This window comes from Deinococcus betulae, from assembly GCF_020166395.1.
Classification (GTDB): Bacteria; Deinococcota; Deinococci; order Deinococcales; family Deinococcaceae; genus Deinococcus; species Deinococcus betulae.
The window spans coordinates 1-14,885 of sequence record NZ_JAIQXU010000049.1; the positions used below are offsets into that span (position 1 = coordinate 1).

At 63.0% G+C, this 14,885-nt stretch carries 16 protein-coding genes and 1 pseudogene; 14 read left to right on the forward strand and 3 right to left on the reverse strand.

What is annotated here, in order from left to right; all coding sequences use genetic code 11:
• Nucleotides 1-41 precede the first annotated feature (41 nt).
• Nucleotides 42-2,306: a uracil-DNA glycosylase gene (ung, locus tag K7W42_RS21795; RefSeq protein WP_224577405.1), complete on the forward strand. Its 2,265-nt coding sequence runs from the start codon at nucleotides 42-44 to the stop codon at nucleotides 2,304-2,306.
• Complete coding sequence (locus K7W42_RS21800) at nucleotides 2,299-2,751, forward strand: hypothetical protein (RefSeq protein ID WP_224577406.1); 453 nt, start codon at nucleotides 2,299-2,301, stop codon at nucleotides 2,749-2,751. The genes ung and K7W42_RS21800 overlap by 8 nt, the downstream gene beginning before the upstream one ends.
• On the opposite strand, the gene K7W42_RS21805 is transcribed toward K7W42_RS21800, so the two are convergent.
• On the reverse strand, nucleotides 2,748-3,806 hold the full coding sequence (locus K7W42_RS21805) for a hypothetical protein (RefSeq protein ID WP_224577407.1): 1,059 nt from the start codon (nucleotides 3,804-3,806) through the stop codon (nucleotides 2,748-2,750). The genes K7W42_RS21800 and K7W42_RS21805 overlap by 4 nt on opposite strands.
• A 131-nt stretch (nucleotides 3,807-3,937) precedes the next feature.
• On the opposite strand from K7W42_RS21805, the gene K7W42_RS21810 reads away from it, so the two are divergent.
• The 3 genes from K7W42_RS21810 to K7W42_RS21820 all read left to right on the forward strand — a co-directional run bounded on the left by K7W42_RS21810 (nucleotide 3,938) and on the right by K7W42_RS21820 (nucleotide 4,893).
• Nucleotides 3,938-4,105: a hypothetical protein gene (locus K7W42_RS21810; RefSeq protein WP_224577409.1), complete on the forward strand. Its 168-nt coding sequence runs from the start codon at nucleotides 3,938-3,940 to the stop codon at nucleotides 4,103-4,105.
• Nucleotides 4,106-4,133: 28 nt separating this feature from the next.
• On the forward strand, nucleotides 4,134-4,433 hold the full coding sequence (locus K7W42_RS21815; RefSeq protein ID WP_224577411.1) for a hypothetical protein: 300 nt from the start codon (nucleotides 4,134-4,136) through the stop codon (nucleotides 4,431-4,433).
• Nucleotides 4,434-4,638: 205 nt separating this feature from the next.
• On the forward strand, nucleotides 4,639-4,893 hold the full coding sequence (locus tag K7W42_RS21820) for a hypothetical protein (RefSeq protein ID WP_224577413.1): 255 nt from the start codon (nucleotides 4,639-4,641) through the stop codon (nucleotides 4,891-4,893).
• A gap of 9 nt (nucleotides 4,894-4,902) precedes the next feature.
• On the opposite strand, the gene K7W42_RS21825 is transcribed toward K7W42_RS21820, so the two are convergent.
• Entirely contained in the window at nucleotides 4,903-5,832 is a 930-nt protein-coding gene (locus K7W42_RS21825) for a hypothetical protein (protein ID WP_224577415.1), read from the reverse strand.
• Between the two features lie 147 nt (nucleotides 5,833-5,979).
• On the opposite strand from K7W42_RS21825, the gene K7W42_RS21830 reads away from it, so the two are divergent.
• From K7W42_RS21830 to K7W42_RS21850, 5 genes are all read left to right on the forward strand, one after another.
• The gene (locus tag K7W42_RS21830) at nucleotides 5,980-8,019 is read left to right on the forward strand and encodes an alpha/beta hydrolase family protein (protein WP_224577417.1); all 2,040 of its coding nucleotides are present in this window, start codon (nucleotides 5,980-5,982) and stop codon (nucleotides 8,017-8,019) included.
• Entirely contained in the window at nucleotides 8,004-8,486 is a 483-nt protein-coding gene (locus K7W42_RS21835) for a hypothetical protein (protein ID WP_224577420.1), read from the forward strand. Before K7W42_RS21830 ends, K7W42_RS21835 begins: the two co-directional genes overlap by 16 nt.
• A gap of 25 nt (nucleotides 8,487-8,511) precedes the next feature.
• Nucleotides 8,512-8,964: a hypothetical protein gene (locus tag K7W42_RS21840; RefSeq protein WP_224577421.1), complete on the forward strand. Its 453-nt coding sequence runs from the start codon at nucleotides 8,512-8,514 to the stop codon at nucleotides 8,962-8,964.
• Nucleotides 8,965-8,971: 7 nt separating this feature from the next.
• Nucleotides 8,972-9,436: a hypothetical protein gene (locus tag K7W42_RS21845; RefSeq protein ID WP_224577423.1), complete on the forward strand. Its 465-nt coding sequence runs from the start codon at nucleotides 8,972-8,974 to the stop codon at nucleotides 9,434-9,436.
• 222 nt (nucleotides 9,437-9,658) lie between these two features.
• Nucleotides 9,659-9,928, forward strand: a complete 270-nt coding sequence (locus tag K7W42_RS21850; protein WP_224577425.1) for a hypothetical protein — start codon at nucleotides 9,659-9,661, stop codon at nucleotides 9,926-9,928.
• Between the two features lie 513 nt (nucleotides 9,929-10,441).
• On the opposite strand, the gene K7W42_RS21855 is transcribed toward K7W42_RS21850, so the two are convergent.
• Nucleotides 10,442-10,663 carry a helix-turn-helix domain-containing protein gene (locus K7W42_RS21855; protein WP_157461413.1) on the reverse strand — a complete coding sequence of 74 codons (222 nt, stop codon included), beginning with the start codon at nucleotides 10,661-10,663 and terminating at the stop codon, nucleotides 10,442-10,444.
• A gap of 773 nt (nucleotides 10,664-11,436) precedes the next feature.
• Between K7W42_RS21855 and K7W42_RS21860 the strand changes: the two are divergent.
• The 4 genes and pseudogenes from K7W42_RS21860 to K7W42_RS21875 form a co-directional block, all read left to right on the forward strand.
• Nucleotides 11,437-12,145 (forward strand): annotated as a pseudogene (locus K7W42_RS21860) (IS6 family transposase).
• A gap of 153 nt (nucleotides 12,146-12,298) precedes the next feature.
• Nucleotides 12,299-12,691 carry a hypothetical protein gene (locus K7W42_RS21865; protein ID WP_224577427.1) on the forward strand — a complete coding sequence of 131 codons (393 nt, stop codon included), beginning with the start codon at nucleotides 12,299-12,301 and terminating at the stop codon, nucleotides 12,689-12,691.
• Nucleotides 12,692-12,967: 276 nt separating this feature from the next.
• The gene (locus tag K7W42_RS21870; RefSeq protein WP_224577428.1) at nucleotides 12,968-13,963 is read left to right on the forward strand and encodes a tyrosine-type recombinase/integrase; all 996 of its coding nucleotides are present in this window, start codon (nucleotides 12,968-12,970) and stop codon (nucleotides 13,961-13,963) included.
• 398 nt (nucleotides 13,964-14,361) lie between these two features.
• Nucleotides 14,362-14,885, forward strand: a 524-nt coding sequence (locus tag K7W42_RS21875) for a transposase (protein WP_224577430.1), incomplete at its 3' end; no start/stop codon positions are given.

A 14,885-nucleotide genomic window follows, 5' to 3' on the forward strand; every position in this document is an offset into this window, starting at 1 on the left:
CCCGAAGTACAGCTAGAGTGGCGGCTGTGCCAGGGTCTGTCATGCCGGTTCAGGTGGTCTGGTTCAAAAAGGACCTGCGCGTTCAGGACCACGCGCCGCTGCTCGAAGCGGCTGCCCGTGGCCCAGTGCTGCCCCTGTACGTCTACGAGCCCGAGCAGCTCCATCACCCGGAATTCGGTGGCCACCACCTCCAGTACCTGAACGAATGCCTGACCGAGCTGAATCAGGCGCTAACCTGCCTGGGCGCACCCCTCGTCTGCCGGCACGGCGCAGTCGTGACGGTGCTGCAAGAGCTGTTTGAAGAGGTGGGCATCACCGGCCTCTGGGCACACGAAGAAACCGGCAACGGGGTCAGCTATGCCCGCGACCTCCGGGTTCACGCCTGGTGCCGAAGTCAAGGCGTGCCCTTCGTCGAGCTGCCCCAGAACGGCGTGGTCCGGCGCTTGCGCAACCGCGATGGGTGGGCCGACACTTGGGAAGAACGGATGGGCGCCCCAGTCCTCGCGGCCCCGGACCAACTGACGACCGTGGCCACTGATTCGGTCGGGCGGCTGACTGCGACCGATCTCCAGTTGGGGCCCAACCGCAAGGTGATTCCTGTTGGTGGCCGCGCGGCCGCTGAGGAGACACTGGCCAGCTTCCTGGCGGTGCGGGGCGTGGACTACATGCGCGAAATGAGCAGTCCCCTGACGGCCGAGGACAGTTGCTCTCGGCTGAGTGCGCCGCTCGCGTTCGGCACCATCAGCCTGCGCGAGGTACTCCAGGCCACCCGGCAGCGCTTGGCGGCGGTGAAGGGGGAAGCGTCTGCCGATCCCTGCTGGGTCCGTTCCCTGCGGTCGTTCGAGAGTCGGCTGCACTGGCACTGTCATTTCATCCAGCGCCTGGAGTCTGAGCCCGAGATGGAGTTCCGCAACCTGAACAGGGCCTTCGACGATCTGCGCCCAGAAGGCGAACGAGAGGCCTTTGACCGCTGGGCGGCTGGGCAGACCGGGTATCCCCTGCAGGACGCCTGTATGCGGATGCTCAACGAAGTCGGCTGGCTCAATTTCAGGATGCGGGCGATGACCATTTCCTTTTCCAGCCAGCTGCTCTGGCAACACTGGCGCCGCCCGGGCGAGTACCTGGCCCACCACTGGCTGGACAATGAACCCGGCATCCACTGGGCGCAGGTCCAGATGCAGAGCAGTACCGTTGGCATCAACCGCGTGCGCATTTACAACCCCGTCAAGCAGAGCCGCGATCAGGACCCAACTGGTGAGTTCATCCGGCGCTGGGTGCCGGAACTGGCGGACGTGCCGACCGAGTTTATTCATGAGCCGTGGGCTTGGAGTGGCGCGGGCCGGCTGGCCTACCCTATGCCCATCGTGGACGGGGTGCAGGCGGCGCGACGCGCGAAAGCCAGGATTACATCGGTGCGGCAGACCAGTTTTTTCGAAGAGGAAGCTCGGCGCGTCTACGTCCTGCATGGCAGCCGGAAAAAGGCGGTCCTGCGCGCCGAGCGGCGGGCCAGGGGATTGCCGGAGAAACCGGTGCGACCACCAGCCCCCAAACGCGCGCCCGTGGCCCTGAGCATGGTGGGACAGCCAGACCTGTTCGGGGCGGTACCTGTCCCCGCGCCGCAGGCCCTCGTGCCGGCAGGCCTGCCTGTGTCTTGGCAAGCGGCTTTGGCCCCGGAATTTGCCTCGCCCGCCTTCCACCAGCTCAAGGACTTCTTGGTGCAGGAGCGCCGCACCCACACGGTCTATCCACCGGCGGCCGACGTGTTCAACGCTCTCCGGCTTACACCACTGGAAGAGGTCAAGGTCGTCATTCTGGGCCAGGACCCGTATCACGGACGCGGGCAGGCCAATGGGCTGGCCTTCAGCGTGCGACCCGGTGTGCGGGTGCCGCCCATCCTCCAGAACATCTACCGCGAGGTGCAGACCGATCTGGGTATCCCCCCGCCGTCAGACGGTGACCTGACGTGCTGGGCGACGCAAGGCGTATTGCTCCTCAACACGGTGCTCACGGTCCGCGCGGGCGAGCCCGGCAGCCACGCAGGCCAGGGCTGGGAAGCCGTGACGGACGCGGTCATTCGGACCGTCAATGCCAAATCCGAGCGAGTCGTGTTTGTCCTCTGGGGCGCCCATGCCCGCAAAAAGGCCAAGCTCGTCACCGGCTCGCAGCACGTGGTTCTGGAATCCGCCCACCCATCGCCGCTGAGTGCCGTGCGGTTTCTCGGCAGCCGGCCCTTTTCACAGGTCAATGCCGCCTTGACCGAGGCCGGGCTGAGCCCAATCCTCTGGGGCTCCCTCACCCATGACTGAGCCTCACACCATTCAACTGCGTTCAGGTGCCCCAGGCTTCCCCTCCATCCTGTACGTCGAGAGACCAGGTCTTCGAGGGGGCACCTACGAGTTGCGTCTGGCCAGTCATCTTCAGGAGGGGGAACTGTTCCCCCTGGCACTGGCCCTCCTGGACGAGATGGACCGGCAGGTTCAGGCGCTCCAGCATGCCGATCACGTCGTCTTGGCCACTCGGCGTGACCCCGCGCGCCCTTTGAGTGTCCGGCAGATGACTGAACGGGGTCAGCCGGTGGTGGCCGTGATGTGGGGCCGCACTGTCCTGGGTCGTCAGGCGGTCGTGAGTGGGCAAGGGGATGCAGTGAGACAAGCTGGAGAAGTGGCCACCGCACAGGTGGCGGCGTGGCGTGCCGCCATCCGGCAGCGGGCGGGCTTAACCTCTTCCCCTGGCTGCATGGTGTCCGACTAGCGCTGAGGCGGAGCCGCCACCTGACTCCGCTCAAAGTCGCGTTGGAGCTTCTGACGGGTGGCGGCCACCAGCGCTTTAAAGTCCACTAGGCCGGCCTGGACGTTCTCCGCAGTCACCTCTATGGTCGTCGAGTCCGCTGAAGAGACCAGTGGCGCGGTGCCCAGGCGGTAGAAGGCCGTTTCCTGGCAGAGCACTTCGTATTGAGCATTCAGCTGGAGATCGATGGCGGGATCCAATTGCCGGACAGTCAGGTACTCCAGAAAGGTCGGTTCCCGTCGCTCCAGAACGGGCAGCAGGGCCGACCCATAGAACCGGCTATACGCCCGCCAGGCGGCCGCCAAGGGAAAGGAAGGCCAGTGACGCACTTCCGGATGGTGGTCCCGGAGTGCCTGCGTGCTGACTTTGGGGAGCACCCCTCGGCCGTACAGGGCTGGATCGAGAATCAGCGCTGGCCGCACCAGGTCGTACAGCCCCTTGGCGAAGCACGTGATGCGGCCCTGTTTCTCCCAGTGGCGAATGAGCCGCCAGGTCTGCTGCACTCGATCAGAACGCTGGGTCCCGTACACCGCGTCGACCAGGCGCTCCACGGTCATGGGCCAGGCGGCCTGCCGGGCTAACTGCCAATCCAATTCGGTGGTCTGAACGGGTTCGGCTGGCGCACCGCGCTTCCGCGAGGGGACGGGCCAGCGGGGCAAGAAGGCCCAGGTGGGATGCGCAAAGGGCCAAGACAGGTCCTGAAGAAGCAAGGCAGCATCCGCCAGGTGAAGCAGCGCGGCCGCGGGTCTGGGCTGTGCCCCGCGGATCAAGAGTGGCAGATGGGCGCGGTGGACCCACTGGCGTACTTCAAAAGCACTCACCCCGGCCAGACTGGCCACATCCCCTAGGCGGACCCAGCAGTGCTGGGCGGCGGCGGACCCGTACAGGTGCTGCACAGCCTGCTCCAGCGTGCAGGCCAGCTCATCAGCGACGAAGGCGGGGCTCAGGGGACCGTAGATCTTGCGAAGTTGGCGAAGGTGCTCTGCAGCGGACAAGGCAGGCGCGGATCGGCTCGACATCAAGCCTCCATCATAGAGCGCAACGAGGCTTTTTAAGGCGGTTGGGATCTGGGGCAGCACTCAAGGAGGGCCCTGACTTCGTTGCAGAGGTCGCGGTGTCCTGAGCCGAAACGCGTTCTCTTCTCTCTCTGGTGGCGCGCGTTCCCCTCGACATCCGGCAGATCTACCTTGATCCGCGCGCGGCCATCCTCCCCAGAGGCCAGGCCATTCTGGCCCAGTTCCCCGGCGCCGAGCGGATTGAGGTGAGCACCCATCAGTGGGTGACGTGGCGGCCCCCTGGCACAGACCAGCCCCGCTGAGGTACGCCAGTGGGCCCAGCGTCATCACTTGCCCGTCTTGACCAGCGGACCTCAGCCGCGGGTGGCTGCGGCGCTGCTTCACCTGCTGGACGCCGCGCCGTTTCTTCAGGGCCTGCCCTCCTGGGCCTTCTTGCCCCGCTGGCCCGCGCCGAGTCAGACCAGCCGCTCTCCGGCCGAATCCGCTCAAGTCACCAGCATGGACTGGCAACTGGCCCGGCAGGCGAACTGGCCGGTGACCGTGGAGCGACTGGCGGACGCGGTCTACGGCTCCCACACCCCTTCAGCCCTGCAGCAGACCCGGCGACGTCTGCGCACCTGGGAACAATAGGGCCGGGTCATCTGCTTTGCCAAGGGGCTCTACGATCTGGTGCGGCCGGCGCTGATTCTGGATCCCGCGCTCTACGGGCGGGGCATGTTGCAGGGGGCCAGCACCCAGATCCTCCGGGACCACCATCCGGAAGTACAGTCGGCTCTACGGGTCAGCCCTGCTCCCCGTCCTGGCCCGGTGGGAGCCGACGTTTCTGGAGTATCTGATGGTCCGGCAGCTGCATCCAGTAGAAGGGCCGTTGCACCTGAACGCCCGGTACAACACGCTCTGTCAGGGGGCGGCGCTGTACCGTCTGGGCACCGCGCCGCTGGCGCGCGCTGGAGACGCTGGCTCCATTGAAGTGACGGCGGAAAACATCCAGGCGGGGCTGGTTGATTTCAAAGCCCTGGTGGTGGCCACCCGCCAGAAGCTTCAACGCGACTTTGAACGCACTCGGGTGACGGCCAAGGGGCAACACTAACGGGCACCCTCAGAAGTGGCGGCTGACCCGCTCGGGCAGTTCGATCAGGGGCCAGAGGGCCGCGCACCCATCTGGGAACCAGACCGCGCCCCAGCCCCCTTCTTCTGTAAAGGTGGTGTTCTTCATGGCATCCGGGTCGTCCGTTAGGGTGAAGATCACGTCCCCGCAGGACAGTCCCCCCAGCAGTGGCGTGCCCAGGCCAACCAGCAGCACCTCCCCGTCCGGCACATACTGCGCGGCCCAGAGCTGCATGAACAGGACGATATGCTCGAGGGTTACGGGCAACGGCAGAGCCCAGCCGTCCGGCAGCGCGCGGCGCAGCATCCTGAGCACCTGGGGATACCGCAGCACTTCGGCCGCGCTTAGGTCCAGTGCCGCCCAGGTCTCCGGGAGCGGCTCAGCGCCGAACAGGTTCTGATGGGCTGAGAACTCAGCCCCCTGCACCTGGCCCTGCGCCGCTTGATCGATGTGAGCGGTGGCCGACAGCAGCGTGGCCAGGGCCTGCACCGCGTGCTGGTGGAAAAAAGGCAACGCATCAAAGAGTTCACCCCGGCCGGCCTGCGCTGCTGGCCGCACCGGTTCTCTCGGCGCTTCCCCTTCATGGGTCAGCGCGTGTCGCCTCCTGCGCTGCTCCAGGATGATGGTTGCGTGGCCCGAGTCGATGACGGCCCCGCCCAGTTGCTTGTTCAGCGTCTCCAGGTAGATGGCCGCCTTGTTGCCCTTGGGGTCTTTGAAGCCTGGAAGCAGCGCCCGGCAAGTCTGCTGGAGGTGCACCTCAAAGGCGTCGTGCAGCGCCTTGAACATGTCATCGGCCAGGTCACCGAGTAGCGGGGCCTGCGCCGGATTCACGAAGCGGGCCATGACGGCCGCGTGGTGCTGCGCGCGCCTGAGAAAGGCGACCGCGGCTGGGGTCAGGCTGGGCTCTGAAGGGGCGGTCACGCCGCCCAGGCGAGCGTGCTGAGCCTGGCCAGTGGCCCAGCATCCACCTCGTTCTTCCCTCAAAATGGACAGTTGCTCAAGGCCTTTCGCCACATCTGCGCCCCCGAGCTGACCGTGTGTCCGGTACCCTGGAGCTCAGGAGCCCCCATGCTGGAGACCCAAGTTCGCCGTCCTGCCCCCACCACGTCGTCCCAGGCGACCCCTACCAAAGCAGCCACGCCTGCCGTCAAGCCTGCGGCGGCCCTCCCGGCCTACGTTCTGGCGGAGCTGCAGCGCAACGCGGCCAAGATCAAGGGCATGGCGGGTCGGCCCAACCTGATGGCGATCTTCCTGAACGAGTGGATCGAGAAGCACACCCGCGAGCGGCTGATGAACCAGACCGTCAAAGCGAACCTGGGCGATCAGGGGGCGGTCATTCCCGGCTGGGCGGATGGGGCCAGCAACGGCATCGCCGGCACCCTGCTCGGCCCCGCCGCCGCGCAGGACATCACGAGTGGCGTGACCCGGCGCCTGACCGAGACCCGGCACGCCCTGGGGCAAGTCGGCCTGGGGAATCCGACGGGGGCCTACCAGGCCCGGGACACCCTGGGCAGCGCCGCCACCAGCCATGACGTGGCGATTCTCAAGGGCATCCTGGGGGCTATTGCCGCCAAAGACCGTCACGCCGTGGCCGCCGCGTACGCCAAGCAGAACGGCAGCAAGACTCTCAGCGCCACCCTGGGCGAACTCATCCGTGACGCCAATCAGCGCGGTCCCCTGATGGCCCTGCTGCCGCCGCCGATGAACGAAGAGACGCTGACTCTGGATACTTTTTTAGAGCAGCTTTCCGTGGGCCTGGTGTACAGCAACCAGACGGCCGAGGAGATGAACGCCGACACTGTGGATGAGCGCCGGGGCGGCAACCCGGCGGCGGTGCTGAAGCACTTCGGCTTCAAGGCTGGCCCGTTGATTCTGGGCCGCTGGGGCTTCCAGATGCGCACGTTCACGCCCATTCCTGGGAAGGCCAAATGGGCGCACCCCATCGTCTCCTTCCGGGGCACCGAGGGGGTCATGTACGATCCGCTGGGGAATGACGCGGCCAAAGCGGCCAAGGCGAAGGGCGGCTCGATTGGAGAACAGGCCCAGGCCCGGCAGAAAGGCATTGAAGGGACGGTCGACACCATCATCGGCGACCTGTCCCCCAAGCAGGTCGGGTGGTATCACGTGCAGCCGAACGAGGACCTCATCCTGGCCAACCTGCAGCGCCTCAAGGGCAAGGCCATCTCGACGGGGCACAGCTTAGGCGGTGCGATTGCTCAGCTGGTGCCCGCCCTGCACCCGGAGTATTTCGGTTCGGTGGTGACCTTCCAGGCCGCCAACATCGACAAGGCGGAAGTGGCCAAGATGCGGCAGCACAATGCCGGCCAGGCTGATCCGGTGCTGGCCCGGCATTACCGGGTTGAAGGCGACATCGTGCCGACCGCAGGGCAACAGGCGCTCGACGGTCAAATCACCTACTTTGACCGGGTGAGCCGGGACAAGGGCACGCAGGAGCCCTTTGGCAACAGTGCGCTGGAGAACATCGCCTCGGGGCACGTCACCCCGATGCTGAGCACCTACATTCGGGGCCAGAAGAACCTCAGCGAAGACCTCCAGGTGATTGCCGATCAGGGCCTCAGGGACGAGGCGACGCTAAGCGCCAAACCTGGAGAGAAGGTGCAGGACGTCAAGACGGTCTTTGCCGGCAACTACAGCACGGCGCAGGATCCGCGCATCCAGGCGGAGAACAAGCGGCTGACCCTGGCGAACAACGTCGGCCTCTATCCAGGCACCGACCTGTTCGAGGCCACCATCTACGCCAACATCGCCTACAACACGCTGCTGTCGCACGTGGAGAATCTCGCGGCCGACAAGACCATCAAGACGCTGGCCGAGTTCAAGAAACGGGTGAACGAACTGATGGCGGGGTCGGCTCCGTTGCCCCTTGATCCGGATGATGTGGCGCTGAGCAAGGTGCTGAAGATAGATCACTACGAGACGGACTATGCGGCCCGGCCTATGTCTACGGGCTATGGCATCCCGATCTATCCGAAGAAGGCCACGCCAATCGACACCTATTTCCGCCAGGGCGTGCGGATTCCAAGTTCAGTTGAGCAGCAGGTTCGTGACCAGCTCGCCGTCATCTGGACGTCGTGGAGGGGACAATGAAACGTCTGATCCTGCTGGCCCTGGCATTGGTGGCCTGCCGCCCCGCTCCCGCCGAGACCCTTCAACAGACCAAAGGAAGTGCCCTCCTGACCGCCGACCAGCTCAACCAGTTGATCCTTGACCGCCTCGCTCAGAGCGATTTTCAGCAGATTGACCGGGTCAAGTTCTATGGCCCTGGCTCAGATCAAGACGGCACGCGGTCATACGTCTCTCCCAAGACAAGGGACGAGGTGCTTGGTCTGCTGGCCGAACTCATTGAGCCACATGTGGTTGATATGCGCTGGGCTGAAGATTACGGACAATTTCATGGCACGTTCCGCGTCAAAAGTGACCCGAAGATGCTGTTCGGTCTGGCCACCAGTCTCGTGCGAATGAAGACAGAAACGTTCAAAGACGCACCTGAGATCTTGAAAAAGAACCAGAGCGACGTCGTCTATACGCCGCCTGTCGTCTGGGACGAGCCCTGAGTCAGTGAGGCTGGATGCCCTGTTCTTGACGGCCGTGCTGAGCGCTTGCCAGCCGGGTCCTGCCGAGACCCGAGCAGACGCAGTGAAAAGAGCCCTGCTCTCCCCGGAGCAACTGAACCAGTTGATCCTTGACCGCCTCTCGCAGAGCGACTTCAAAGAGATTGATGGCGCGCGGTTTTACGGCCATGAAGCCGACAACTCTGGGAGCCGTGACTACGTGTCCAAGTTGTCTCGGGATGAAGTGCTGGGCATCCTGACAGACCTGATTGAACCCCATGTGGTTGAACTGCGCTGGGCCGATGATTACGGGCAGTACCACGGCGGGTTCCGGCCCAAGAGCGATCCGAAGATGATTTTTGGTCTGTCCACCAGCCTGGTCAAAATGAAAACGGACACCTTCAAAAGCGCGCCGGAGATCCCCGAGACCTACCAGAGTGACGTCCTCTACACGCCCCCCAGTGTCTGGGAAGAGCCCTGAGCGCGCCGTGATTGGGCGGCTGGGCCTTTGCTGCCTCGTTTTGATGCTGGTGGCGTGCCAGCCAGTGGAGGGATCCCAGCAGACCGCTCCACTCGGCCCCGACCAGTTCCATGCCCTGATTCTGCAGCGGTTGTCGGCACCGGAGTTCGAGCTCATTGACGGGGCGAAATTCTACGGCCCCCTGGTGACGGAGGGCGGCTCCCGGGTCTACGTCTCTCCTCTGAACCGGGAGCAGGTCCTGGGGGAGCTTTCGGCTCTGATTGAGCCCCATGTGGTGGAGATGCGCTGGAGCGATGATTACGGGCAGTATCACGGGACCTTCCGGCTCAGGAGCGACCCTGAGCTGGAGGTCGCGCTGGCCACCAGCCTGCTGAAGCCGAAAACCGACACCTTCAAAGACGCGCCGGAGATTCTCAGGGCCTACCAGAGCGACGTCCTCTACACGCCCCCCAGTGTCTGGGACGAGCCCTGACCGCTATTGAAGCTGCGCCTGACCGCCAGCGAACTGTTCGCCCAACTCAAGGCCTGGCCGGGCCTCTTCGAGCTGCATCCTGGTCGGCGCTGGAGCATTCGCGGTGCCCGTTTGCCTGCGCGCTAGACCCTGCCCGTCAGCACGTCCTGAACCGCAGCCCCTTTTGCCCAAATGAGGTGACCTCTGTCCACGTCCCATCCTGACGCGCCCGCCCCGACGCCCTTGCAGGCCCTGGCCCGTGAAGACCGCCCCACGATGGACGCCGAGGTGCTGCATGCCTGGGCCGGCGAGGTGCTGGCGGCTATGGCCCAGCCCTCGGCCCCGTCGGCCGCCACCCTCTCCGCGCACTGGCGCGCCGAGGCCGCCGGAGAACCCGAAGGCAGTCCGTCCTGGAGCGTGCTCCAGTACTGTGCCGATGAACTGGACATGTTGCTGGGCGGCTCCAGAGGCGGCCAGGCGGGCGCAGGCCCCGAGCAGCCCGGCCCGCCTTGACCCCAGCACCTGGGCTGAGGCCCTGACCGTGCTGCGGGACGCAGAGACGACCCTGATTCAGTACGGCGGCCAAGGGGTATACACGCTCAGCCGCCTCCAAGTATTCCTCAGGGCGCGTGCTGACTGACGCTGGGCGACCACACACTCAGATGACGTTGCCTGGCCACCCGTGCGCGCCGCACGCTGCGGTCCATGACCCGGGACTCTTCGACCCTTCCGCCCCACCTCCATGTACCCCTGTTCGTGCTAATGCTCGTGGCAGGCATGGTGCTCCTGACCCACATCATTCGGAGTTCTGGTGAAGCCCGGCGGGCCGCCACCACGGCTCCAGCCCGCCGCGCCCATCCCCACAGCGCCGCTGCACCCCGCCTTGCACACCCTGATCACCGTGCACCTGCACCGATGCAATTTGCTCATGGTCGCGGCGTTCGCCGATTGGCATAGCGTCCCCAGGCATGCCGGTTTGGCCGCCTACGAGCCATTATCGGTCACCAACTTGCCCATAACTGCTCACTACACACTGGGCTGGAGAAGCTCACTGACATCGACCTGTAGGGCATCGGCGAGTCGCTGCATGTGATCAAGTGTCACATTGGCCTCACCTCGCTCAATGGCCCCGATATATGTGCGATGAATACCAGCATGATCACCCAGATCCTCTTGCGACCAACGCGCCAGTTTCCGCAAGCGCCGCACATGGGCGGCGAAGCGCAGACGGGCGGCACTGGCAGGCATCCAGCCACACTGCTTGACAGAAGCTCACGAATCTACACTCTATACCTAGCATTTTGAGTATCGTGGGCCTACACTTTCGTCACAATGCGCGCACTGAAATATCACGCAATGGTGCAAATCCCACGAAAAGACACTGTCCTGCGGCCGAAAAACGCTGTGCTCAGCGTCTCCCTTCAGGCCAGCGTCGTCAATTTTCTCTTTGAGCAGCTGCACTCACCAGCGCGAATCTGTGGCGGTCTTCTGTTCGGATATCACGAAGGGACAATGCTTCGAGTGGTGCTCGCCAGCAGCGCTGGCTCTCCACAATGGTACGAGCAGTCCACGCGGTCTCTGCTGACGGTGGATGATCGCTTCACTCTAGGTTGGGCTGAGGCCGTTGCTGAGATATGGGGCGGACAGATTGACTGGTGTGGCAATTGGACCATCCATCCAACGGCTCAATGTCCCACGGATACGTGGGCTCGGGGACAGTTCTCTGACGGGCAGATACAGGGGTTGTTCGACGAACATACTATTTTGTTGATCGCTGGATGGCGCGACGGAGTAGCCAACTTCCAAGCGTACGTTGCGGATCATGAGGGAAACACAGCTACAGCTGCTGTCTCTCTGAGTTCAGACACGCCAACAGATCTCCCAGCACTTTGTATCTCTTAACATGTCAATGTGATGCAAAGGGAGAGGACGAAGGGCGATAGAAGCAAAATTTCTCCATCAAGGGAGAGAATTATCTCTACGGGGGTTCTGGCAACTTAAGCTCGGTAGGCTGGTGGGCTGTGACTAACCGGAAACCCTCCCGCCACCGTTTTCCCCTGAGCGTCATCGGGTATGCCCTGCGGCGCTCCCCCCGCTTCCCCCTCAGCCAGCGGGACGTTCAGGAATTGCTCCATGAGCGCGGGATCCACGTCAGTCACAAAACCCTGCGGCAGTGGAACATCAAATTCGCTCCCCTGTTCACTGCAGCGCTGCGGCACCGTGAACCCCGACGGGGTTCTCTGTGGTTTTTGGATGAGGTGTGTTGAGGTCGGTGGAGAGAAGCATTGGCTCTGGAGGGCGGTGGATGAGGAAGGAGCTGTGCTGGACATCCTGCTTCAGGAACATTGCGACACTCGGGCAGCCAGGTCCTTTTTCGTCCACCTGCTGAGGGAATACGACGTACCGGAGATTCTCCATACCGACAAGTTGTGGACCTACGGGGCGGCGCTCCGAGGACTCCCCGTGCTCAACGGCGTGGAGCACGTTCCTGTGGTGTCCACCGCGCGCTGTAACAACCTAGTTAAGCAATCGCATTGACCCACACGGCAACAGGAGCGAAGCCAAGTGAGTTTCAAACGACGACAGCGAACGCAAGAGTTCCTTGCCCTGCATGCCTGCGTCTCGAATCTTCACCGCCACACCCGGACCACGGTCCCCGCCGCCCTCAGCCGAAGAAAGCAAACCGCAGCACTACTTCTCCGGCGAGAAGCAAACCGCCTGCTAAGTTAAGACGGTCCTACTGAAGTTAATATGCTGGAACCCCGATGGTAAATTATGTCGTCAAGGCCGACGAACAATCACCCACCTTCACCTTCGCCGAACGAAGGTGAGTTGGCACCGTACCCGCTTGTGCGAGTGACTGGTGTAATTCATGATGAATGTATGCCTTTGACGCTGTTGACTCTCCCCTTGCTGATGGCCGCCGTGCCGGCTCAGGCTTTTGCATTCGCGCGGCGCCTGGGGTGGGATTGGGTAACAATGTTTGGCGTTGTGCTGTTGGGCATAGTCCTGAGCACCCTCATGGCCCCCGCTTTGAAAGCATCGCCCTTCTGGCGCCTGGGGATGGTTCTGTTGGCCTGCAGCTGTAATGTTGGAAACATGCTGGTGCAGAACCCCACCCTGGACGGCCTCAGCCTCATTGGAAATATCATTCTGCTGTACACCTTCTGGGATGAGCATGGCCCCCGCACAAAGAGGCGCATAGACCAAGGCAGGACTCAGGCCGTTCGCCGATTTGCCCGGCCGGTGATGGGCAACTTAGCACCGGTGTCCTAAGCGGTTAACGACCAATCACCATCAAGAAGCCCTGAAACGACAGCTTCCCCTCTCTGCTGCTTTGCCAGACCTGACTCCTCCGCGGAACAAACAGCATCAACGCCAACTCACCGCCGCCGCTGGTGTGCGGTATTCACAGTTCCTCCATCACTTTAGAGAAGGGGACCGACCCAAGTGAGGTGCTCAAGCTTGATCCTCTCGGTGTGTCACTACAACCTTTTCACCTAAGGCTGCTTAGGTGAAAAGGTTGTATCGTGAGACATCATGTCTGAGGTTATGCCCCTCGTCCACTATCAGGGCACCGCGCTCGCCCACGCCGACACCTGGCTCAACCTTCACGACGACGAACTGCGCCGCCGTGCGGTGCAGGCCGCCGCCAGCAAGGAGACCGACACGCTCCTCAGTCTGATGCGCGCCTATCTCACCCAGCACGGCAAGAGCGGCGTCTTGACCAGTCCCCGAACCGTCGAAGCCTATACGCTGGGGGGGCGGCAATTTCTAACCTATGCCGGCGATCAGGCTCTCAATCTGCTGCGTCCAGGCCGGCACGACGCACAGCGGTATGTGCAGGCCATGCTGGCAGCGGGCCGACAACCGGCGGGCGTCCAACTCAAAGTCGCCGCCGCTGCCACACTGTACCGCGCCCTGCGCTGGGCCGGCGCCACCGAAGCTGATCCATTTCGTGAGGTCCGAATTCCCCGTGACCCCACATCTGGCCTTGAAAAGCGGCCTCCATACACCGAGGAGGAACTCGTGGACGTGCTGCACCATGCTGATGAACACACCGCCTTCCTCCTGTTTCTGATTGCCCACGCCGGCTTACGGATCAGTGAGGCCCTGGCCCTGGAATGGACTGACCTCGATGAAACGGCCCGGCGCCTTCACGTACGGTCCGGTAAAGGCCGGAAAGCGCGCCGCGTTACGATGAGCGTCCGGCTCGCCCGAGCCGCCCGGCATTTCCGAACTCTCTATGGACCGGGCGGGCCGGAACACGCCCGTTACCGACCCAGGGACCGGGCCGCGACCTTGGTCTTTCGGTACGGCACTCAGCAGGCGGCTCGGTATCACCTGGGTCGGTTGTTTGAGCGTGCTGGGGTACCGTTCCGAGGTTTTCACCCAGGGCGAAAGTATGCTGGGACACGGCTACTTCAGCAGATTCAGGACTTTGGCCGAGTGGCAGCGCACCTGGGTCACGCATCTATCGATACCACCCGTAAGGGGTACGCACAGTTAGCCGCTGACGATTTGAAGAATGACGTCGCTGGCTGGTGAAGGGCAGTGAAGTACTCAAAACATCTCGGAAGGGCCTTCCTGGGCTTTCTGTGAGGCAGATCGAAATAACCCGTCCCAGACGGCGGGAAAAAACTTTATTTTCTGTAGTGAGTTAATTCATGCTTGTTTTTTACGCCTATATATTAAATGTAGTGATAGCTCGGTGAAGTAGGCCTCAGCAGGGGATTCGTATCTGCTTGCCAAGCAATTGATAGACCTCATTGTTCTCAGCAAACAGGGTAGGGTCTTCAATTGCCTCGCCGCTGCCTGCGCCGGACACACCCATGTGCCTCGCCCTGGCATGGCCATCTCCTCTTAAAGTGCGTCTGAAAAACGTACTGGCGCGGGTTTTCTTAGCCTGTGGAATAGAGAGATGATGGGACGGAGGTGGTGCACGCATGACGCGACGTCTGGATCCAAACGATCTCACCGATATCGAGTGGAACGTCTTCCAATCGTTCTTCCCTCCTGAATCTGTTGTGAGTCGACCCCGCAAGTGGTCTCTGCGGGAAATGCTGGACAGCATCTTCTCTGTCCTCCGCAGAGGCATCGCCTGGCGGGCTAAGGCCTCACGATCTTCCCCTTGGCAAACGACCGACTACTCTCACAGGCTTTGGAGACTGCAAGGCGTCTGGCAAGCGTTACACACCAGGTTGCGCGAATTGGTTCAAGTGCGCGAAGGGCGGGAATTCACACCAAGCGCGGGCATCATTGACAGCCAATCGGTCAACACCACTGAAGCGGGTGGGCCGCGCGGATACGATGGTGGCAAAAAGGTCAGCAGACGGAAGCGTCATCTGCTCGGTGGGTCGGGCGCACCGTTGCCTGTGCGGGCCACGGTGAAATCCCCCTCAGCCATCAGCCGATTTCTGAATCACGCCACGTGGAACACCCGACAGTTCCGCCGGGTGATGTGCGAGCA

Coding starts and splice junctions, on each gene's coding strand:
- ung (WP_224577405.1), top strand. CDS start 42: ATGCCGGTTCAGGTGGTCTGGTTCAAAAAGGACCTGCGCGTTCAGGAC.
- K7W42_RS21800 (WP_224577406.1), top strand. CDS start 2,299: ATGACTGAGCCTCACACCATTCAACTGCGTTCAGGTGCCCCAGGCTTC.
- K7W42_RS21805 (WP_224577407.1), bottom strand. CDS start 3,806: ATGTCGAGCCGATCCGCGCCTGCCTTGTCCGCTGCAGAGCACCTTCGC.
- K7W42_RS21820 (WP_224577413.1), top strand. CDS start 4,639: ATGGTCCGGCAGCTGCATCCAGTAGAAGGGCCGTTGCACCTGAACGCC.
- K7W42_RS21830 (WP_224577417.1), top strand. CDS start 5,980: ATGCTGGAGACCCAAGTTCGCCGTCCTGCCCCCACCACGTCGTCCCAG.
- K7W42_RS21855 (WP_157461413.1), bottom strand. CDS start 10,663: ATGCCTGCCAGTGCCGCCCGTCTGCGCTTCGCCGCCCATGTGCGGCGC.
- K7W42_RS21865 (WP_224577427.1), top strand. CDS start 12,299: ATGCCTTTGACGCTGTTGACTCTCCCCTTGCTGATGGCCGCCGTGCCG.
- K7W42_RS21870 (WP_224577428.1), top strand. CDS start 12,968: ATGCCCCTCGTCCACTATCAGGGCACCGCGCTCGCCCACGCCGACACC.